The sequence below is a fragment of the Kitasatospora sp. NPDC002965 genome, from assembly GCF_040611255.1.
Taxonomy (GTDB): domain Bacteria; phylum Actinomycetota; class Actinomycetes; order Streptomycetales; family Streptomycetaceae; genus Kitasatospora.
This window is the reverse complement of the sequence record NZ_JBEXNT010000001.1, coordinates 19716-39174: the sequence shown is the minus strand read 5'-3', so window position 1 is coordinate 39174 and position 19459 is coordinate 19716. Positions and strand designations below refer to the sequence as shown.

General features: G+C 72.3%; 20 protein-coding genes. 16 read left to right on the top strand and 4 right to left on the bottom strand.

Features of this window, described 5'->3' with window-relative positions; all coding sequences use genetic code 11:
- The first annotated feature begins 11 nt into the window (after positions 1 to 11).
- From ABZY91_RS00205 to ABZY91_RS00185, 5 genes are all read left to right on the top strand, one after another.
- On the top strand, positions 12 to 1106 hold the full coding sequence (locus ABZY91_RS00205) for a hypothetical protein (protein WP_355398556.1): 1095 nt from the start codon (positions 12 to 14) through the stop codon (positions 1104 to 1106).
- The gene (locus tag ABZY91_RS00200) at positions 1103 to 1948 is read left to right on the top strand and encodes an AAA family ATPase (RefSeq protein WP_355398554.1); all 846 of its coding nucleotides are present in this window, start codon (positions 1103 to 1105) and stop codon (positions 1946 to 1948) included. The genes ABZY91_RS00205 and ABZY91_RS00200 overlap by 4 nt, the downstream gene beginning before the upstream one ends.
- Positions 1949 to 2023: 75 nt before the next feature.
- Positions 2024 to 2485, top strand: coding sequence for a DUF4326 domain-containing protein (locus tag ABZY91_RS00195; RefSeq protein WP_355398552.1), 462 nt, complete (start codon positions 2024 to 2026; stop codon positions 2483 to 2485).
- A gap of 3 nt (positions 2486 to 2488) precedes the next feature.
- Positions 2489 to 3178: a hypothetical protein gene (locus tag ABZY91_RS00190; RefSeq protein WP_355398550.1), complete on the top strand. Its 690-nt coding sequence runs from the start codon at positions 2489 to 2491 to the stop codon at positions 3176 to 3178.
- Between the two features lie 86 nt (positions 3179 to 3264).
- Positions 3265 to 3708, top strand: a complete 444-nt coding sequence (locus ABZY91_RS00185) for a hypothetical protein (RefSeq protein WP_355398548.1) — start codon at positions 3265 to 3267, stop codon at positions 3706 to 3708.
- Between the two features lie 35 nt (positions 3709 to 3743).
- Here ABZY91_RS00185 and ABZY91_RS00180 read toward each other — a convergent pair whose 3' ends face one another.
- Entirely contained in the window at positions 3744 to 4967 is a 1224-nt protein-coding gene (locus tag ABZY91_RS00180; protein ID WP_355398546.1) for an RNA-guided endonuclease TnpB family protein, read from the bottom strand.
- Positions 4968 to 5120: 153 nt separating this feature from the next.
- Between ABZY91_RS00180 and ABZY91_RS00175 the strand changes: the two genes are divergently transcribed.
- The 4 genes from ABZY91_RS00175 (at position 5121) to ABZY91_RS00160 (ending at position 8069) form a co-directional block, all read left to right on the top strand.
- A complete protein-coding gene (locus tag ABZY91_RS00175; RefSeq protein WP_355398544.1) occupies positions 5121 to 5525 on the top strand; it encodes a hypothetical protein in 405 nt (134 codons plus the stop codon).
- Between the two features lie 92 nt (positions 5526 to 5617).
- Positions 5618 to 6397 (top strand): hypothetical protein, encoded by a 780-nt coding sequence (locus ABZY91_RS00170; protein WP_355398542.1) that lies wholly within the window; start codon positions 5618 to 5620, stop codon positions 6395 to 6397.
- Between the two features lie 111 nt (positions 6398 to 6508).
- Positions 6509 to 7285, top strand: coding sequence for a hypothetical protein (locus tag ABZY91_RS00165; protein WP_355398540.1), 777 nt, complete (start codon positions 6509 to 6511; stop codon positions 7283 to 7285).
- Positions 7286 to 7412: 127 nt separating this feature from the next.
- Positions 7413 to 8069 (top strand): Crp/Fnr family transcriptional regulator, encoded by a 657-nt coding sequence (locus tag ABZY91_RS00160; RefSeq protein WP_355398538.1) that lies wholly within the window; start codon positions 7413 to 7415, stop codon positions 8067 to 8069.
- 217 nt (positions 8070 to 8286) lie between these two features.
- Here the strand turns inward: ABZY91_RS00160 and ABZY91_RS00155 are convergent, their stop codons facing one another.
- Together ABZY91_RS00155 and ABZY91_RS00150 are read right to left on the bottom strand one after the other, a co-directional pair.
- Complete coding sequence (locus ABZY91_RS00155) at positions 8287 to 9441, bottom strand: hypothetical protein (RefSeq protein ID WP_355398536.1); 1155 nt, start codon at positions 9439 to 9441, stop codon at positions 8287 to 8289.
- 542 nt (positions 9442 to 9983) lie between these two features.
- Positions 9984 to 10619, bottom strand: a complete 636-nt coding sequence (locus ABZY91_RS00150; protein ID WP_355398534.1) for a hypothetical protein — start codon at positions 10617 to 10619, stop codon at positions 9984 to 9986.
- 451 nt (positions 10620 to 11070) lie between these two features.
- Here ABZY91_RS00150 and ABZY91_RS00145 point away from each other — a divergent pair, with 451 nt between their 5' ends.
- Genes ABZY91_RS00145 through ABZY91_RS00135 form a run of 3 tightly spaced genes read left to right on the top strand, consistent with a single transcriptional unit; the run spans position 11071 to position 13461 of the window.
- Entirely contained in the window at positions 11071 to 11610 is a 540-nt protein-coding gene (locus ABZY91_RS00145; RefSeq protein WP_355398532.1) for an RNase adapter RapZ, read from the top strand.
- On the top strand, positions 11520 to 12137 hold the full coding sequence (locus ABZY91_RS00140; RefSeq protein WP_355398530.1) for an HIT family protein: 618 nt from the start codon (positions 11520 to 11522) through the stop codon (positions 12135 to 12137). Before ABZY91_RS00145 ends, ABZY91_RS00140 begins: the two co-directional genes overlap by 91 nt.
- A 46-nt stretch (positions 12138 to 12183) precedes the next feature.
- Positions 12184 to 13461 carry a hypothetical protein gene (locus ABZY91_RS00135; RefSeq protein WP_355398528.1) on the top strand — a complete coding sequence of 426 codons (1278 nt, stop codon included), beginning with the start codon at positions 12184 to 12186 and terminating at the stop codon, positions 13459 to 13461.
- Between the two features lie 816 nt (positions 13462 to 14277).
- Here ABZY91_RS00135 and ABZY91_RS00130 read toward each other — a convergent pair.
- Positions 14278 to 14760, bottom strand: coding sequence for an Imm21 family immunity protein (locus ABZY91_RS00130; protein ID WP_355398526.1), 483 nt, complete (start codon positions 14758 to 14760; stop codon positions 14278 to 14280).
- Between the two features lie 95 nt (positions 14761 to 14855).
- Between ABZY91_RS00130 and ABZY91_RS00125 the strand changes: the two genes are divergently transcribed.
- The 4 genes from ABZY91_RS00125 to ABZY91_RS00110 all read left to right on the top strand — a co-directional run bounded on the left by ABZY91_RS00125 (position 14856) and on the right by ABZY91_RS00110 (position 19406).
- Positions 14856 to 15332, top strand: a complete 477-nt coding sequence (locus ABZY91_RS00125) for a hypothetical protein (RefSeq protein ID WP_355398524.1) — start codon at positions 14856 to 14858, stop codon at positions 15330 to 15332.
- 789 nt (positions 15333 to 16121) lie between these two features.
- Positions 16122 to 16448 carry a helix-turn-helix transcriptional regulator gene (locus ABZY91_RS00120; RefSeq protein WP_355398522.1) on the top strand — a complete coding sequence of 109 codons (327 nt, stop codon included), beginning with the start codon at positions 16122 to 16124 and terminating at the stop codon, positions 16446 to 16448.
- Positions 16449 to 16455: 7 nt separating this feature from the next.
- Positions 16456 to 18663, top strand: coding sequence for a hypothetical protein (locus ABZY91_RS00115; RefSeq protein WP_355398520.1), 2208 nt, complete (start codon positions 16456 to 16458; stop codon positions 18661 to 18663).
- Entirely contained in the window at positions 18660 to 19406 is a 747-nt protein-coding gene (locus tag ABZY91_RS00110; protein ID WP_355398518.1) for a helix-turn-helix domain containing protein, read from the top strand. Before ABZY91_RS00115 ends, ABZY91_RS00110 begins: the two co-directional genes overlap by 4 nt.
- Positions 19407 to 19459: the final 53 nt, after the last annotated feature.

Here is a 19459-nt window from a genome sequence, read left to right as displayed (position 1 = left end):
GGACCCTCGCGATGGCGATCCACGAACCCGAGCCCGCTGCCGCACCCATCGCACCCTCCGAGGCCCGGTCCGGGCAGAGCCCGGGCACGTCCCTCGCCGACGCGGCCCTCGCCCTGGCCGACCAGCTGGACGGGCCCACCGGGAACCAGGCCGCCGACCCGCTGCCGTACGTGCCCTTCGGCGCGTCCCCGGGCCCCCGGGACGTCCTGGCCGCCGCGAACCGCGCCGGCCTCTTGACCGTCGCCGCCCAGTTCGGCGCCGCACCCGCCGTCGGCCCCGACGGCCAGACCCGTGTCCGCCGCGCGGCCGTCACCGTCCTCGTCACCGACGCCGACCTGCGCCGGCGCCTGACCGCTGCGGCCCGCGCCGCCGGGCTGACCGTCACCGACTACGGCTTCCCCGCCTTCTCGCCCCGCTACGGCTTCGGCGGCAGCACCGTCTCGCTCTGCGACGGGAAACCCGAGTCCGAGTTCGGCCCCCGTCGGGACCGGTCCGGCCTGCACTACCTCCTGCCCGGCCGCCACCCCGACGCTCTGCGCGAGGCCGCCCGTGCCCGGCAGATCACCCTCGTAGACCCCGAATGGGGCCGCAACGACCGGCTGTGGCCGCTGCTGGCCCGCCTCGCCCCTCACACCGAAAAGGCCCCACGGATGCACCACCAGCACCGCCACGACCCCCGCACCACCCTCGTCACCTACGGCGCGAGCGCCCACCTGGACGACACCCTCCTGGAGGAGCTCACCGACGACGTCGAGGACGCCGTACTCGACAACGTCGAGCAGACGCTGCGCCTGATGGTCCAGCCCGGCGGCACCCTCGATTTCGATCAGGTCCTCCAGGCCCTGCGGTCCCTGCGCCGCCAGCCGCAGGAGACCCCGGAGCCGTCCGCGGCGCCCGCCGACCGGCTGGACGCCTACAACCGGACCGCCCGCGAGGCCATGGCCCTGACGGCCGCTCTGGGCGACTTCCAGGCCGGACTGATCCGCGGCATCGAGCCGGGCATCTCCCGCACCCTCTTCCTCCAGGGCCTCGCCGTGGCGGCCGCCGCCGCCCCGCTCGAAGGCACCGGCTTCCCGCTGCGGGGCACGACGGAGGCCGACCGGTGAGCGCCGACAAGACCCGCCGCACCCTCGCCGCCCTCGGGCTGCCGCAGGACTGCCTCCTTGTCCTGCTCGGCATCTCCGGCGCTGGGAAAACCACCCTGGCCGACAGCCTCTTCCGCCAGGCCGACGTCCTCAGCGCCGATCACCTGCGAGACGTACTCACCGGCGACGCGGGCAACCAGGGCGTCTCCAACACCGCTTGGCGGCAGCTCCACAGCCAGCTCGACAGTCGACTGCGACACAAGGTGCCCACGATCCTCGACGCGGTGAACAGCCAGCAGTGGGTAAGGCTCAACCTCCTCGCCCTCGCCCGGCACCGTCGTACACCGGCTGTCGCCCTGGTCGTCGAGACCGACCTCGAAACCGCCCTCGCCCGCAACGCCGCGCGCGAGCGCCGCGTGCGGCCGGACATCATCACCGCCCAGCACGAGGAGCTCACCCAGTCCCTGCCCGGGCTCGTGGCCGAGGGCTTCGCCGCCGTGCACCACGCCCGCGATCTGCCGATCCTGGATGTCGTCCTGGAGCGCAGCGCCGCACGGGAGGACGCGGACCCGGAGCGCCACATCGAGCGGGTCTTCGGCCGCGACCTGGCCCTGCTGTTCACCTGTCACGACGGTGAGGACGAGGGCGGCTACCGCACCGGCGCCTTCGCCGTCGGCGGCCACGAACTGCCGATCCGGTGGGCCGACGAGGACGACCCCGACGAGGTCGTCCACCAGGTGCGGGTCGCCTGCCCGAACTGCGGGGAACCGGCGTGGATGTTCGCCTACTCGGCGAAGGACCTGCGCGACGCCGCGCGCGGCTCCCTGCCCTACGCGTCCCACTGCCCGAACGGCTGCTTCTGAAGCCCCCTTCGCCGGTGCGGCCCGCCCCCGGGCCGCACCGGCCCCCATGCCCGACCCGACCACCCGGGAGACCCGTTGAGCATCCTCACGACCGGCCCGGCCGCCCCCGACACCGGCCACTCCCACACCCTCCCGGCCGCGCCCGCAGCCGTCCCGGCCCGCATCCAGCGCCTGCGCACCAAGGGCTGGCGCGCCCCTCAGGGCACCGTCTACGTCGGCAGGGGCAGCGTCTGGGGTAACCCGTGGCGCGTCGGCGAGAGCCGCGGCTGGACCGTCCTGCCCGGAGGCTGGATCGACCGCCGCCCGCACGGGCCCCTCACCGCCGAACAGGCCGTCGCCAGCTTCCGAAACTCCCGCACCCACGACATCGAGTTTCTGCGGACCATCCGCGAACGGCTGGCCGGCCGGACCCTGATGTGCTGGTGCCGGATCGGCGCGGCGTGCCACGGGGACTGGCTGCTGGACATCGCGAACAGCACGACGCCCCTGGAGAACCTCGTGGACCGCAGCGCCAAGCCCGACTTCCCGGAGACCTGAACCATGGAAGCCGCCCTCCACCCCGTCCGTGAGGCCCCCGAAGGCCCGGGCGCCCCCGGCTCCGTGGACCCCGGCCGGCCGACCCGGCTCACCGACGCGCAGATCACCGTGCTCCGCGAGCGCGCACGCCGCGAGGCCGGCCCGTTCGTCAACCCGGCGATCATCCACACCACGCGCCACTTCCACAACCGCGACTGGGCCGCGGCCATCACCGGCAGCGGGGAGTTCTCCATCGGCCACTGGCCGACCCTCTACCTGCTCCACATCGCCATGCAGACCGAACCCGAGCCGCCGGTCACCCGCAGCCAGCTCGCCGAACGCGCCGCCGCCGAGGAGCGGACCCGGACGGCGGAGGCGATGCGCGTCCTGCGGGAGCAGCACACCGCCGAGCGGCACCGGACCGAAGCCGAAGCGTGGGCCGCGGCGGTGCGCGGCTGCCTGGTGAAGGTCACCGTGCGGGAGAACCTGCACGCCCGGGTGCGCGGCGGCGCCCGCGAGCGCCTTCGGCACGTCGTGCCGGTCAGCGAGGCCGCCTCGGGGCGGCACCGGCGCCACCTCGCCGGCCGCGCCCTGTGCGAGACCGCCGGCCGCGCCAGGCCTCTCCAGCTGGCCGACGAACCGGCTGCTGAACCGGCGACGTGCAGGCGCTGCCTGGCCTACACCGCCCAGATCCGACCGGCCCGGGCCGCCTGACGGCCCGGCCGGACCGACCCCGAGCACACCCTGCTGCCCGGGGCCGGCTCCGCTCCCTACGCCCCAACCCGTCCGGAAGGACCGTGATGATGTCATCACCCGACCCGCTGACCAGCGCGAACGCGCTGTGGCGGAACCTGGTCGAGCACCGGCCCGCCGTCGCCGCCGCCCTCGCCCTGCAGCTGCGCGAGCTGCCCGACACCTGGGCCCAGCGCGAACTCGGCGTCGTCCGCCCGCACGCCGCGCTGGACCTGCAGCCCGTCAGCCGCGTGCCGATCGAGGTCGCGCCGCACTCCCAGGACTGGGAGGAGTGCGCGGCCTGCGACGAGGCCGCAGGGCTGTGCCGCTACCACACGGGCCTCGCCACCGGCTACGAGGCTCTGCACCGCCCGCTCCGGGAGATCTCCGCGGCCGACCCGGCGGTGACCCTCGTGGATGTCCTGCAGCGCCTGGAGGAGGCGGACGAAGCCGCCGAGAACGGCGTGCTGGCCGCCGCCGTCGCGCGGCTGATCGAGGAGCAGCAGGGTTGACTTCCTCTCCCCTCCTCCAGCGAGGGGGATTCCCCTCAGCCTCGCGGCTGAGCCGCTGCGCGTGTGCGCTGCGGTGGGACTACTTCCTGCTTCACCGACGACTGCCCGCCCGGAGTGCTCCGTTGAGGTCCTACACCGTCTCCACAGGCTGCTGCCGCCAGCCCGGCGGCCAGGATGTTGCGTGCCGCGTTCACGTCCCGGTCGTGGACCGCTCCGCATTCGCACGCCCATTCGCGGACGTTCAGCGGCATCTTGTCGCGGATCACTCCGCAGTCCGAGCACAGCTTAGAGCTGGGGAACCACCGGTCGATGGTCACCAGGTCGCGGCCGTACCACTGGGCCTTGTACTCCAGCATGGTGCGCAGCTCGGTCCACGAGGCATCCGAGATGGCTCGGGACAACCGGCGGTTCTTGAGCATGTTGCGGACCGTCAGATCCTCGATCACGACCACTTGGTTCTCATGGACGAGTCGGGTGGTGAGCTTGTGCAGGAAGTCCCTGCGCCGGTCGGCGATCCGTGCGTGGACGCGGGCGACCTTCCTACGGGCCTTCTCCCTGTTCGCACCACCCTCGACCTTGCGGGACAGCACCCGCTGCGCCTTGGCGAGGCGTTGCCGGTCCTTGCTTCCGTGCTTCGGGTTGGTGATCTTCTCTCCGGTGGAGAGCGTCACCAGGCTGGTGATGCCGGCGTCGATACCCACGGCCGTGTCCAGCTCGGGCAGCGGCTCGATGCCGGGATCGACGCACAGCATCGAGACGTACCAACGGCCGGCCGCGTCCCGGCTGACCGTCACGGTGGAAGGCGACTGTCCGTCGGGCAGCGGACGGGACCACACGATGTCCAGCGGCTCGACCATCTTGGCCAGCGTGATACGACCGTCCCGGTACCGGAACGCGCTGGTGGTGTACTCGGCGCAGTCGCGGGACTTCTTCCTCGACTTGAACCGGGGGTACTTCGCCCGCTTCAGCCAGAAGTTGGAGAACGCCCCCTGCAGGTGCCGCAACGTCTGCTGCAACGGCACGGAGGAGACCTCGCAGAGGAACGCCAGCTCTTCGGTCTTCTTCCATGCCGTCAGCATCGCGGAGGTTGCGTTGTAGTTCACCCGCTCCCGACGCAACGTCCACGCCTCGGACCGAGCCTGCAACGCCATGTTGTAGACCTTCCTCACGCACCCGAACGTGCGAGACAGCTCAGCTGCCTGCGCATCCGTCGGATGGAAGCGGAACTTGAAAGCCCGCTTCACGTGACTGGCCGTCATGGCTCACACACTATCGCCCGTCTTTGTGACCATCTGCGGGTAACTGGCGGACAGCGGTCCGCCGTGACGGCGAACCGCCTCCTCCTCGCCTGCTCCGCAGGAGTTCCATTTCCTCCCCCGGCCAAAGCCGGGGGATATCCACGGAGGTATCCGATGATGACTTCCAATACTCCGGACCCCGCCGCGCCCGCGGTCGGCGATCTACCCCCGCCCGCGTGCCCGGACTGCTCGGCAACCACCCTCCCGCTGTCTGTCGAGGGGGAGCAGCTGTGGGTGTGCCCGTCGTGCGGCCGTCGTACGTACGGCACCGGTGACGAGGACGACGACGCCGACCTGCCGTCGTACACCGAGACCGGCCCCGACGGCGCCGTGTTCGTCCACCACGGCACCGGTGAGGTCGACATCGAGGCGACCGCCGAATGGGCCACGCAGGACCGCGCGGACGAGGACGGCGACGAGGACGAGGACATGGACGGGGAGGGGGGCCCGCACGCCGGGTGCTTCGAGCCGCACCGCACGGCCGACGGCTACGTCGGCTGCGACAGGAGGGAGCTGTGACCGAGTCCTCCGCGCCGACGGGCCGCAGCGCGCCCGAAGGTCCCGTACCCGCACCACGGCCCGGTGGCGACCCGCCGGGTGCAAGCCCGGGCGTGAGCGCGGCGGACGAACTTCCGCGCCTGGACGGGGCGCAGAAGTACGCCGGGGTCGCCCACCGTATCTACCGCGACCGTCGGGCCGCCCCACCTGCGAAGGAACTGCTGCTCGCCGTGGCCTACGCCCTGTTCGTCGCCCCCGGCGTCGAGGAGGGCCGGGTGCTGGGCCGGGCCGCCCAGGTGCTGGGCCGTGACGCGGTCGGACAGCCCCGCTACGACCGCCTGGTCGCCGACGACGCGCCCCGCTACGAGCCGCCCTGCGAGGCCGGCGACTGGGGCCCGAGCCAGGCCCCGGGCTGCGAGGCCCCGCGCATCCGTCCGTACGAGTACCGGCCCCGAAACGCCGCCCCGGCGGCCGACGAGGCGGTCGTGCCGCTGCGGCGCCCGCCCGCACCGGTCCTGCACGTCCCTGCGGGCTACGTGCCGCCGATCGACTTCCGCAACGAGCGCGGGATCTGCGGCGCCGATTCGCACCACCGGGTGCTGGAGCTGGACCCGCGCACCGGCTGGACGATCGCGCACTGGTACTGCAGACGTCACGCCGACCACGCCGAGCGCGTCACCGAGCAACTGCGCGACCAGAACGCCGCCGCACCCCCGCCGATCCCCAACACCGGCGGCCTGCTCCCCGTCTACTTCCGGGCCCCGTGGGAGGGCGTCTACCGGCGCCACGCCCCGGCCACCTGGAAGCCCCCGGCCTACGGTCTGTCGGCCGACGACTGGCCCGACCCGGGCAACCCGCCGCTGGCACGCCCCCGCCGCCTACGGGCCCTGTGAACTCCAGCACCACCCTCGGGCCGGCCACCCCCGGCCCGAGGAGCCGACCGCCCGCTCCCCGCGACGCGGCCGCACGCCTTCCCCAACCGATCCGACCGCCCAGGAGTCCCCGTGACCGTCTTCGCCACCAACCCGCTCACCCCCGACACCGGCGACCGCCAGACCGCCTACTCGGTGCGTGCCCTCGCCGCCGCCCGCCGGCCCATCGGCTTCGTCGTCACCGGTGCCCCGGGCGCAGCGCCCGACGTGGTCCGCTACCACCCGGAGAGCGACCCGGTCACTGAGGCGCTCGCCTGCGCCGCCGTCCGCGACGCCTACCCCGACCTGCCGTCGGTGGGCCGGCTCATGGTCCAGGCCGCCACCGAGTACCACCTGTGGCAGGACGCCCGCCGCGCCCCCGGCGCCGACCCGGCCCTGACCCGCCAGCACCACTGGACCCACCTGCTCCATCACGCGGTGGCCCTGGACCTCGTCGCCCTCCAGTCCCAGGGCGACATCCACAGCGCCGCCCAGTGCGCCCGGGCCGTCAACGAACTGCGCCACCTGAACGGCATCGGTGCGGCCGAGCGGGAGACCGCCCGTGCCTGGCTGCGGACCACCTACCGCACGTGGCAGACCGAAGGCCCCCACCCCTGGAACTGCGAGGGGGGCTGCGCCGGGCAGGGCTTCGTGATGGCCTACATCCACGAGGACGGCGTCGCGGTCCACCAGGAGCCGGACACCTGCGACCGCGGCAACCCGGCCCCGCCCCACCCGCAGGACTGTCCCGCCTGCGGGGGCACCGGATTCACCGACGACGACAACGGCTGGTCCCAGCCCTGCCTCGGCTATCTGGAGACCGAGGACGACACGGTCGCCGCCGCCGACGACCCGTGGAACCGGCCCTGAACGGCGCCCGCCGGGTGCGCGCGGCCAACCGTTGCGGGCACCCGGCGGCGTGCCGGTCCGACCGCCGTCCGCGACCGGATTGCTCTACCGTGACGGGCGAGCGCTCACCAGACGTCGAGGAGAACCCGTGACCGACCCCGGCACTCCCGGGCTGGACCCCGTACTGGAGGCCCTGTTCACCGCGAAGGGCTCCCTCGTACGCTTCACCGCCGGCGAGACGCTCATCCACCAGGGCGGCCTCACCGACAGCGTGCTGGCCCTGCGCACCGGAGCCGTCAAGGTGCTGCGGCACGGCGACAGCGACGACACGGAGATCGTCGTCGCCCTGCGGGAGCCGCCCGAGACCGTCGGCGACCACGAGGCCATCGCCGGCGGCCCCCGGACCGGTTCAGTGGTCGCACTGACCGAGGGAGCCGCCCTGGCCGTCCCCGGCGCCGACTTCCGCGCCCTGGTCGACGCCGACCCGGCGGCGGCCCTGGCCCTCTGCCGGATCGTCTCGAAGCAGCGGCGGGACGCGGACCGGGCCTACGTCGAGCAGCTCTCGTACACCGTCACCCAGCGGGCAGCGGCCCGTCTGCTGGCCCTGATACCCCGTCTGGGCGACACCGACGAGGCGACGGGCGCCGTGAGCCTCCAGCTCAGCCAGCTAAAACTGGCCCAGTGGGTGGGGGCCTCCCGCGAGGCGATCCTCCGAACGCTGCGCCAGCAGGATGCCCTGACCGCCAGCTACGGCGTGATCGTCATCCACGACCTGGAGGCGCTGCGCGCCGCAGCGCCCGCCTGACAGACCCGTAGCGGGTTCCACCGCGTCAGCCCGTCGACCGCCGGCCGTGCCCGGACGGTCGGCGGGCTTTCGTACATCCCGAACCGGCTGCACGGCCGTCGGTCAGTCGGTCTCCAGGAACCGGAGCGTGCGCGCCTCCTTCTCCGTGTCCAGGCCCGCGACGATCTGCGGGGGGTGCCCCTACGTTTCCGGTCGAGCCGGGTGTCCTGCTGCAGGGCTACGTCGGCGGGTGGATCGCGGACGGAGTGATCACGCTGGACGCCTGAGGCATCTCGTGGCCGGTCGCACCGCCCGCCGCAGCGCGCAGGCGGACCTCCAGGGGTCCGATCCTGGCCAGTTCCGGGCACTGGGCGCGGGCCCGGTCCAGGGCAGCGCGGGCCCCGTCGTGGTCTCCGAGTGCCCAGCGTGCCGCAGCCAGCGTGCAGGCTGCGTCGGCACGCCAGTACCGCGAGCCGGCGCGGGTGCTCCAGTGCGCGGCCAACCGCCCCGCTTCCTCCGGCCTGCCGTTGAGGAGTGCGGCGTCCGCGGCCAGCTGGACATGCCGTTCCAGGTACGGCATGTCCGGATCGGTGCCGCCGCTGAACGCGACCAGCGCGAGGGTGACCCGTCGACGGACCTCCTCCGATTCCCTCGTACCCGCTTCACCCGCAGCGACCGCCGAACAGGCCAGCAGCTGGTAGGCGATCAGGTGGCAGCACCGGTCGTCGCTCTCGATCAGCTGCACGGCCACCGAATCCGCCTCCTCGAAGCGCCCCTCCGCGAGCAGGACGCCCACCTCCGTGGCACTCACAGGACGCGGCGAGGGCAGCAGGTCGAGCTGCCGGCGTGCCGCACCGACCCGACCGAGGGCCAGCATCCGGTCGGCCCGCAGTACCTCGGGCCGGCGGGTGTGGGGGAGCAGCCCCGGCCGCAGCGACAGCCCGAGAGCCGCCCACAGCGGCGCCATCGGGCCGAACTGGTAACCCAGATTGCGGACGACCGTCGTGGTCAGCAGCGCGATGCCCAGGCTCCGTGTGAACCAGTTCGGTCCGGCCGCGAGCAGGCCCCCCAGCCCGAGCTGCACGGCGAGCAGTGCCGCCGAGTTCAGCCACAGCCGCCAGCGCAGCCCTGGGACGGGAACCAGGCTGAACGAGATCTGCAGATCGCCGGTGGGCACGAGTCCCACCTCGATTGGCACGCCGCCGACGGCGCCGCTGAACAGCGACCGGCCGCGGCCGTACTGCACGCCCGTCAGCCGCGCGCCGGCGGCTCGTGCGAACAGGAGGGTCCAGGCGTCGGGGAACCACCCAGCGAGGAGGACACCGAGCGCGGCCCCGGCCAGGGCCGTGACCTCCCCGGTCCAGAGGGCGGCCGCGGCCACGGGAACGAGCATGAGGACAGCCAGCCGCCGTGCCGTTCGCGGAGGAAGAGAAAGGATCACCGCGGCAGCATTTCGCCCGGCCAGAGCAGCGTGAAGGGGTTGTGGTCAACCTGTGACCTCCTTCTTCGCTGGCACCCTCGGGCACCCGGCGGCGAACCCGCAGGTGCGGTTGCCACCCGGAGCGACCCCATCCCCTAGCTGGGCGGTTGCTTGGCGATCAAGCTACGCGGCGGGTACAGACGACACATCGATCACGAGGAAGCCTGATGCGGTCCCTGCGGTGAGCAGGCCGTGGACCGCTGCCACAGCATGGACCCTGTCGGCCAGGGGAAGCACGCGTCCTGCTCGCGTGCGGGGGTTCCAGATGTGCACCGTCCTGGCGGTGCCGGCCAATGCGAGGCGGGGGTGCCGTCCGGGGCGGTGAACACCACCACCGCCAACACCCCGGACAGCCCAACGGGGTTCCACCGCATCAGCCCGTCGACTGCCGGCCTTGGCCGTACGGTCGACGGGCTTTCGCGTTCCGGACCCGCTGCGCGTGCCGGGGCGGGCGGTCAGTCGCTCTCCAGGAACCGGCGCGTGCGCGCTTCCTTCTCCGCGTTCAGGGCCGCGACGATCTGCGGGTGCTGTGCGTCGAAGGCGTCCAGCCGCGCGAGGGCCTGCGCGAGCCGCGCCTCGTTGGCCGGCTGCTGCTCGCGGTAGTAGGGGCCCAGCTCACCGCTGTCCGCGGCGCGCTCCCGCTGCGCGTCGTCAGCGGCGGCAATCGCGTTGGCCGCCTCCTTCAGGCCCGCCCGCTCCCCGGCCCGGGCCCTTCCTCCGGGAGTCCGCAGGATCGCCGTCGCGGCGGCCTCCGCCGCCTGCAGCTCCTCCTGGTCCCGGCGCCAGCCGGCGAGCCGCTGCCCATCGGGGGAGGCCGCGAAGGCCTCCTCGGCCTTGACGCCCAGCGCCGTCAGCCGCTCGGCCTCGGCGGCGGTGAACCACAGCCGGAGCGTATCGGCGATGAGGTGCGTGTGGCCCTCGGGCCGCTGCGTCTCGGGGACGCCGTACTCGCGGGCCTCCTGGAGCCAGCCGCCGGCGACCGTCCGGCCGTCGTCGTCCACGGCGGTGTAGGTGACGGCTCCGTAGGCGGTGATCACGGGCCGGACGTGGACGGTGCGCCCGTCGGCGAGCTGCTTGACGAGGGCTTCCATGGGATCTCCCGGGTGGGTGAAGGCATTGGAGGACGGCCCCCGCGCGGAGCGGGGGCCGTGCTTGGTCGAGACCCTCACCCCAGCAGCCGTGCCGGGCTCCGGCCCACCGGTGCCGTGGGCGTGCCACCCCGGGGCGCAGCGTCCCGGGGATCGCGGTGGTCGCCACCGCGGCCGCCATGGTACGACGCCTGGCGGACACCGGGCGCACCTGCCGGACGTGGCCCGCGCCGCCCGCTACTCACAGGCCGGGCGGTCTCCGCCACCACCAGGCCGAAGGTCAACTTCCCTTGCTCGCCCGGGATTGGACACCAAGCCGAAGTGGAAACGGGAAACGACGGGTTGCCCTTTCCCGGTGCTGCCCGGGTGCGATGAAATGGGTGTCTTCCCACCCACTCCCGCCGGCATCCGGCGGTCGAAGCGAGCCCCCATGTCCGAAAGGTTGTGCACAATCATGAGCATTCTCGCCGAGCGTGACCGCCTTCTGTTGAACCCGGAGGGCACCGAGGCCCGCTACGGGAAGGAGTGGACCGTGGTACGCGGCACCGTCGTGAGCTTCGGCTACGGCCACCGCCCGAGGTCGGGGGACCGCCTGGACTTCTGCGTCCCCGCCGAGTGCCGACACGTCCCGCGGGCCGACACGACCCTCGACGCCACCGTCCAGTACTACAACCCGCACCGCGACCCCCGGATGCGGCACCTGACCGGTCTGGACGACCTGGTGCTGGAGCAGGTGCTGAACACCCCTGGCGCCGTCGGCAGCATCGACCGCACCGTGTCGCTCGCCGTCGATCTGCTCGACGACGTCGCCAACCGGAAGTTCCGCCAGGTCCGGCTCGCCGTCGGCTGCGTCGGGGGTCGCCACCGCTCGGTGGCGATGGCGGAGGAGATCGCGCACCGCCTGTGGACCCGGCACCGGATCACCTTCGACGTCGCCCACCTGGACGTCGGGAAGGAGCTCCTCCCGCCCCGGGACCACGGCCTGCGCGCCTGACGGTGACCGAGCCCCTGAGCGGGCCCTGCCCGGGGGCCGGGAAGGACTGCCGCCACTGCCGGAGCGGCGCCCCCGACGGTCCGGCGATCTCCGGGACCGCCCGGTGCATCTTCTGCGCCATTGTGTCCGGCACGGCTGCGGCCCGCATCGTGTGCCGTTGGCCGGACGCCCTGGCCCTGCACCCTCTCGGCCCGGTGACCCCCGGCCATCTCCTCGTGATCCCCCTGCTCCACGTTCCGGATGTCACGACCGATCCCGAGGTCAGCGCGGCGGTCATGCGCCGGGTCGCTGAGATCGCAACACCGCCGTGCAACATCATCACCAGCGCTGGCGCCATCGCTACCCAGAGCGTCTTCCACGCGCACATTCACATCCTCCCGCGCTCCGCCGGCGACGGACTATTGCTGCCCTGGAGCACCGCGGCAGCCACCGGAGGAGGGCGGCGCCCCACCGGCGGAGGCGCGTCCCAGCCTGATGGCGGGTCAACTTCTATGTCCGGAGCAGTTGTTGCAGCTCAGAGGCCATAGCGAGCATGGATGAAATCTCGTACAGTAATTGTACGAGATTTCATCCATGCCAGAGGAGGGCGACATGGCCCTGCGCTACGTCTACGGAACCACCGCGCAGCACGGCTGCCGCATCGTCATCGACCTGCTCCCGACCGAGGCCCGCGCTATCGGCCGCCCCGACGCCGACGAACTGACCGAGTTCCTCAACACGGCACTGTGGGCACTCACCCTGCTGCGCACCGGCAAGGATCGGCGCGCCGGCCGCGACAACGAGCCGATGACGGTCCAGCCCGTGACCGTCGAGAACTGGCACCTGGCGATCAGCCTCCTGGAATCGGCCCGGACCACCCTCCTGGCCGGCATCACCGCCGCCGCTATCCGCCAACACCGCCTGGCCGGCGGCAGCGTCGGGAACCTGGCCCGGGCCATGGACGCCCCCCGCTCCACCGCCCAGGCCCGCCAGGCCAAAGTGGTCACCGCCGCGGTCGGCGAGTGGGAGGCCTGGGCCACCAGCTTCCCGCACGACAGCCCGCCCTTCACCGACATCTGGCCCTACACCGTCGACCTGGACGCAGAAGAATCCCGGGCCGTCGGGATCGACGCCAGCATGATGGCCGACTGGATGGACACCGTCCTGTGGGGACTGGCCCTGCTGCGCACCGGCTACAGCCACCGGAATGGCCTGCGCCGGGCCGCTGTGGGGTCCTGGGAGGACCTCATCAACGACCTTGTGCACCGGCTGGAGCCGCGTATCAAGGGCATCATCGACGCCGCCGTGCGGACCCACGCGAGCATGCCCGGGGGAACCGTCGCCGACCTGGCCCTCGCCATGGGCGTTCCGACCAAGACCGCCCAGTCGCGCCGCGACAAAATCCTCAAGGAGTTCCCGGGCGGCTGGGAGCGGTGGGCCATCGGCGCCCTGGGCGAGGCCACCGACGACGACGGCGCCAACCCCGCGCTGAACGTCCCGCTGCCCGAGCACCGCACCGAGGTCTTCGAGATCGCCGCCCGCGACGGACGCGTCGGGACCACCTGCAACTGCGGTTGGACCTCCCCGGAACGCACCGTCGACCGCGTCGAGGCCGAGCGCTGGGGCGAGGCCCACCGCCAGGAGCAGGCCGTCAAGGACACCACCATCGTGCGCCGCCCCCGGCGCCCGGCCGCGGCGCAGGAGACCGAGCCCGTGGTCGAGCCGGCGCACAAGACGGACGTCTACGACTACGGGAAGGACGGTCTGGTCATCTGCCGCTGCACCTGCGGCGAATGGGAAGGGACCCCGACCTCGAACATCGTCGGCGCGGCACTCGAAGGCAAGAAGCATGGAGAAAGCGCGAATTCCTGACCGGCTGTGCACCGACTTCCTGGGGCGGCCGCTGTCCGGCCAAGACATCGCGGCCGCCCCGGGCTCCACACCCGATCAGAGCTGAAACCGGAACAGGAGCACCGCCATGCTGCACCGGCCTCCCCCCGCTGTCACCCAGTGGGACACCGCCGTCCGCGGGGTCCTCGTCTTCACCGCGCTGGAAGCCATCTCCGAAGGGGTTCACGACATCGCCGACCAATGGGTTAACGCGGCAGAGGCCGTGTCCACCTTCCTCGGCGTCTCGCTTTCGAGAGGCATTCGCCGAGCGCGGTCCGCCCGAGATTCCGTTCGAGTGTCTCGGTCGGCGGGCGTCGACGTTGCGCCTCGGAATGCACTCTCGGGAGTGACGGCATGACGACGTCGATCGATCAGATCGCTACCTTGGCGACGTTCGGTTCCATCTGGGCTGTGCTGGCCGTTAGCCACAACGTTGCGGACCACGTACTCGGCCGGAGCGATCACCAGGCCGCGAACAAGGATGCGCCGAGCGCCGAGGACGTGTCCGCCGGGGCGAGTCCGCGCCGGGGTTGGATGGCCCGCCTGGCCCACGTCGGCCGGTACCACCTCGTCATGGCCGCGCTTCTCGCCCTGGTCTGGTTGTTCATCCCGCTCCCGCTGTCCGTGACGGGGCTGGTCGCCGGCTTTACGTGGTCGGCGGCCAGCCATGCCGTGCTGGACCGGCGTTGGCCAGTGCGCCGGCTGCTGCAGCACACCGGCTCGCCGAGCTTCGCCGACCTTCGGGCGGCTGGGCTCAACGGGATGTACCTGGCCGATCTTCTCTGCACCAACGTCAGGTCAGGTCAGCTCAACGAATCGGTGGACGCGAAAGGACGTGAGGCGGTCGGGTTCGATGCTCGCCGAGTCCACTCGGCAGCTGCCGACGCCGAGTTCGAGAACAGTGCTGTCCGTGAGTGTCCCGACCTCGGTGCCGAAGTAGGCGGCGTCGAACATGACGAGCTCGCCCGTGGTTTTCAGTACGGGTCCTTCTTCCCACTCGGCGGTGGGAAGGCCGGCCAGGACGATGTCAGCGACGCCTTCCTCGCTTTCTGCGTAGCACCAGCGGACGAGGATTCGGTGCTCGGGAAGGTAGGCGGTGGAGAGCGGTTCATTCCCGAGGACGAGCGCCTCGGCGTCGCCGGGGAGAGCGAGGACACCGACCAGTTCCACCACTTCGCAGGCACGGTCGTAGTCGCCCTCCGTCCCCGACCAGTGCGACAGAGCATCGCGTGGAACCACGATGAACGGGCCGCCCTCTGTCTCCAGCCACGTCAAGGACATGCCGCCTCCAGCTTTAAGACCTCCGTTCCGTCGCGACAGAGTATGCGCCGGGTCGGACACCGCAGCCTCGCGTCCGTGGTGGTCGGGGGTGCGCGGTGACCAGCATCGAAGAGCTGACCACGCTGGCGACGTTCGGCTCGACCTGGGCCGTACTGGCAGTCGGTCACAACGTGGCCGACCACGTCTTCGGCCAGAGTGACCACCAGGCCGCGAATAAGGGGGCACCGACGGCCGAGGACGTGGCCGCCGGGGTGAGCCCGCGGCGGGGATGGGCCGCGTGCCTGGCCCACGTCGGCCAGTACCACCTGGTCCTCGCCGCGCTTCTCGCCCTGGTGTGGATGTTCATCCCGCTGCGGCTGTCGATGACCGGCTTGGCCGCCGGGTTCGCCTGGTCGGCGGTCACCCATGCCGTCTTGGACCGGCGATGGCCGGTGCGCTGGCTGCTGCAGCGCACCGGCTCGCCGGCCTTCGCCGAGCGGCGGACGGCCGGGCTCAATGGAATGTATTTGGCAGATCAGGCCCTGCACTCCGGAGCACTGCTCGTCTCGGCGCTGCTGATCACACGTCTGTGACCTGGGGTTCTTGATGAGGAATCATCGGGAGGCCAAGCGAGACTGGGCCCTGACGCTGGAAGCGTCGCGCCTGCCCCCGCTTGCTCCGCAGGAAGGTGGGGTCGAGTCCTTCGATCTCACCCTGCCAGCCCTCGGCGGTAGCCCGATCGCGGCGTGCGAGGAAATCTTGCTCCTGTTCATCGAGCCGCGGGATCATCTTCGGGTTGGCCGAGGGCATCGGGCAGCGGATGCAGGCTTCTCTGAAAACTGTGGACGGTCCCCGGTCAGCCGGCTGTCGGCCGCCCGGAGGGCTGCTCGCTACGCCCGGCCAGGGCGGGTACCGGGTACTGGCCCCACCTCCACGGCACATGCCGGCTGTGCCCCGGTGGTAGCCGCAGGCGCGGCAGCGGGAGGGCGCGAGCCGCTGCGGTCTGAAGGCGTGCACCGGGTCGAGCCACTGGCCCTCTGTCTGGAAGTGATCGGACCGGTGCCGCCCGCACCCCCGGTACGCGCAGATCCAGTAGCCCGAGGCGGGATCGGGTCCCTCACGGAACCAATGGTCGAGGATCAGGGGGAGGCGGGAGCTCATGACCCGAAAGCGTACGACGCACACCGAGGCGCACCCGCAGCGCCTCACCGTCAACTCCACTGATGCTCAGGGGGGTTGCTACGGTCACGGCTGCACAGCCTTGTCCGGAACGGCCGCGCCGATTGAGCACACTATGAGTTCATTGGTGCGATGTTTTGCGAGAATAGAATGAGGCGTTTTTGGAGCGCTTTAGTGATACCGTTCCAGATAGGAGGTATGTGATGTCCGAGATTTTCGAGGCGGTGGACGCGCTGCTGGCCAAGGCCCGCGACGGCGGCGACCTGCCGGAGCCGGCCGAGCGGGAGCGACTGCGCAAGGCCGCCGGCCTGACCCTGGTCGAGGTGGCCGCAGCCCTGGACACCCGCCGGGAGACCTTCGCGAAGTGGGAGTCCGGTACTGCGCAGCCGCGGGCGCCCAGGCGCGGCGCGTACGCGTTCCTACTCGCGGGACTGGCCGACATCCACGGCACCCAGGGCCCGGACGGCTGGCTCACCCGTGCCCGCCGCGCCCGCCCCCTTGACACCGACACCACCACCGAGGGGAAGTGACCCGCTGATGGACCGCAAGACGTACACCGCCGAACTCGCCGCCCTGCGCGAGCTGCGTGCCGAGATCACGACCGCCGAGAAGGCCGTAGCCACCGCGCAGAACAAGCTGGACAAGCTCACCGCCCAGCGTGCGCGCCGGGTGTCCGGGCTCACGGCGCACGAGGGTGCGAAGGCCGACGCCATCGCGAAGGCGGCCGGTCTGCAGGTCGTCGACGTCGTCCGGATCGCCCCGCTGCTGGACCCGACCCCGCCCGCCATCCGTGCCGCCCAGGCCGAGGCCCAGGCTGTGCCCGCCGAGGCGCCGAAGGGCGTGCCGGCGTCCGAGCTGGCCACCGCGGTCGCCCCGGCACTGACCCGCCCCGCCGCAGTCGTCGAGCAACCGGCCCCGGCCCCGGCCGTCGAGGCGCCGGCCGAGACCGAGGAGCAGCCCGCCCCGGCTGCGCCCGTCACCGCTGCGCCGGTCGTCCCGACGGCTCCGGTGGCTCCGGCCGCAGCGGTGGTTCGCTCGGCCGCCGCATCCGGTCCGCGCGAGCTGCCCACCCTCCCCGAGGGCCCGGCCGGCGCCCGGTTCGAAGCCGTGACCACCGGCCTGGTCTCTAAGCGGCCGCCCTACGTCCAGCACGCCCGCAACACGGTCTTCCTCGACGCGGCGACCGGCGACCTCACCGTGCGCGACCGCGTGGTGCGCCTCGACCTCGGCGCCCGCACCCCCGGGGAGATCCTCGACGCTGCCCTGCACGCCGCCCCCGGCACCGAACGGATCTACATCACCGCCGGTGCCCCCTGGCACGACGGCGCCGAGCGCTACAGCACGCTCAAGGACGCCGTCGCCGCCTGGCTGAACGCTCCGTCCGAGCGGTGGACCACCGCGGTCGGCTCGGGACGGGACAAGCTGGCCGGGCACTTCGTCCACCAGCGCCAGCCCGTCGGCCGCTACGCCCCCGCCGCCGCGCCGGACAGCGGCACCACCGAGATCCGTTCCATTGGGGAGTGGTTCGACCCGGACGGCGCCGATGTCGTCACCTGCCGCCAGGCGTTCACCCTGCTGTGGCAGGCGCTGCGCCGTCACTGGGCCGACGCCGTGCTCTTGGGCTCCCCGTCGCAGACCGGCCGGGACCTGTGGTCGCGCACCATCCCGACGACCGGCAAGTGGGCCGGTGGCTATCCGGTCCTCAGCGAGGAACTGCGGGGCCTGCTGCACGCCACCGGCGGCCAGGGCCGTACCGAGCTGATCCTGCCCCCGCGCGTGCCGGAGCAGCTGCCCGCGCTGGTCGAGTACGACCGCACGTTCGCCTACGCGAAGCACTTGTGGAAGAGCCCGGTGGGCACGCCGCGCCGGATCACTGCGGCCGCGTTCGCGGCGATGACCGAGCAGGAGCAGGTGAAGGCGCTGATGTCCTGCTCGCACTGGAACATCAAGGTGACCGTCCCGGCGGGCTGGAACCACGTCGGCCTGCTCCCGGCCCCGGTGACCGGTGACCGCGCATGGGTCTACCCGTCGGAGCCTGGTGCGACGTTCACCACGTGGGCGGGCGGGGCGGAGGTCCACCTCGCGCTGTCGAACCACATCGCGCCGTGGCGGATCGAGATCCTCGGTGGCCTGCTCTTCGAGGACGGCAAGCCGCTCGATGAGTGGGGCAAGCGCCTCAAGGCCGCCTGGGCGGACCTGACCAACCTCTCCCGCATCCACGCTGACGAGCGCCAGCGCGCCGCCGCCTACCTCGCCAGCCGCGCCGTCCGCTCGGTGCTGCTGTTCGGCCTCGGCGGGTTCGCGCAGCGCCCCCGCCTGGTATCCGGCACCACTCCGGTCGGCGAGGCACTCCCGGCCGGGGTGGAGATCCTCGGCCAGGACGACCAGGTGGTCACCTGGCAGCGGCAGGCCGGCTTCCGCCGCGACCCCTACGCGCACCCCGAGTGGGCCGCCTACGTGTGGTCCGGGGCCAGGGCGGCGCTGCTGGACGTGAAGTACCGCGAGGGCAAGGAGGTCGTCGGCTACGCCGGCGCCCTGCATGCGAAGCCCGGCAGCGTCGTGTACTTCGGCACCGACGGCATGGGCCTGACCGAGCGCCAGCCCTGGCCCTACCGGGGGGAGCCCGGCGACTACCTCCTCAAGGGGCACCTGACCGGCCCGGTCGAGCACCCGAAGTCCCAGGAGGAGTACCTGAAGCTGCGCGGCCTGGGCCGCGCTGAACTGGCCGCCGGAGGTGAGCGGTGAGTCCTGCCGACCCGAACCGGCCGAACGAGGCCGCCCGCCTCACCCAGGAACTCGTCGACCAGGGTTACACCAAGCGCCAGGTCGCCGGGATGCTCGGCCGTGACGCCTCCCTGGTCTCGCAGTTCTTCACCAAGGGCAAGGGCGCCAGCATGGTCGCCGCGCTGCGCCAGGTCGTGCGCGCGGTGCGCGGGGGCGAGCGTGACCCCGAGGCACTGTCGGCCGTCGCGCGGGAGAACGTGCAGCGGCGCCGTACGAGGACCGGGCAGAAGGCGCGGGTGCGGGGCAAGGACGTGATCGGCAAGCCGGGCGGGAGCATGGCCGGCCGGGCCGGGAGGCAGGCGATCAGGTCCGGCGCAGCGCACCTGGCCGGCGTCATCCACACCGCGGCGCAGGCTGACGGCCGGGTCGCCCTGACCGTGCGCATGCTGTCCCGCTACTTCACCCTGCCGGCCGGCTCCCGGGAGGACTCGCCCGGCGTCCGACGCGGCGTGGTCCCGCGTGCGGACGGCACCCAGGAGCGCAGCTACGGCTCCTCCGCCACCGGCGGCTTCCTTGCCACCGAGTGGTCCCGACGGGTCGCGGCCTCGCACGGCGACGTCGTCCATGCCGTGAAGACCTGGCTGGTGGAGACCGGCCGCGCCACCGAGGACGCCGAGATCGTCTACCTGGAGATCCGCACCTGGACACCCACCGGCCACCAGGCCACCGAAGTCCTGCGACTGAGCGCTTCAGATGCGGGTTAGTGCTTGAGTTGGCGGGGCTGAGCGCCTGCTTAAGCGGGCGGGTGCGACTGTTC

Bases quoted from the DNA above. Each gene is read 5' to 3' on its own strand.
- ABZY91_RS00205 (WP_355398556.1), top strand. From the start codon at position 12: ATGGCGATCCACGAACCCGAGCCCGCTGCCGCACCCATCGCACCCTCC.
- ABZY91_RS00190 (WP_355398550.1), top strand. From the start codon at position 2,489: ATGGAAGCCGCCCTCCACCCCGTCCGTGAGGCCCCCGAAGGCCCGGGC.
- ABZY91_RS00185 (WP_355398548.1), top strand. From the start codon at position 3,265: ATGATGTCATCACCCGACCCGCTGACCAGCGCGAACGCGCTGTGGCGG.
- ABZY91_RS00180 (WP_355398546.1), bottom strand. From the start codon at position 4,967: ATGACGGCCAGTCACGTGAAGCGGGCTTTCAAGTTCCGCTTCCATCCG.
- ABZY91_RS00175 (WP_355398544.1), top strand. From the start codon at position 5,121: ATGATGACTTCCAATACTCCGGACCCCGCCGCGCCCGCGGTCGGCGAT.
- ABZY91_RS00155 (WP_355398536.1), bottom strand. From the start codon at position 9,441: ATGCTCGTTCCCGTGGCCGCGGCCGCCCTCTGGACCGGGGAGGTCACG.
- ABZY91_RS00150 (WP_355398534.1), bottom strand. From the start codon at position 10,619: ATGGAAGCCCTCGTCAAGCAGCTCGCCGACGGGCGCACCGTCCACGTC.
- ABZY91_RS00145 (WP_355398532.1), top strand. From the start codon at position 11,071: ATGAGCATTCTCGCCGAGCGTGACCGCCTTCTGTTGAACCCGGAGGGC.
- ABZY91_RS00135 (WP_355398528.1), top strand. From the start codon at position 12,184: ATGCCAGAGGAGGGCGACATGGCCCTGCGCTACGTCTACGGAACCACC.
- ABZY91_RS00130 (WP_355398526.1), bottom strand. From the start codon at position 14,760: ATGTCCTTGACGTGGCTGGAGACAGAGGGCGGCCCGTTCATCGTGGTT.
- ABZY91_RS00120 (WP_355398522.1), top strand. From the start codon at position 16,122: ATGTCCGAGATTTTCGAGGCGGTGGACGCGCTGCTGGCCAAGGCCCGC.
- ABZY91_RS00115 (WP_355398520.1), top strand. From the start codon at position 16,456: ATGGACCGCAAGACGTACACCGCCGAACTCGCCGCCCTGCGCGAGCTG.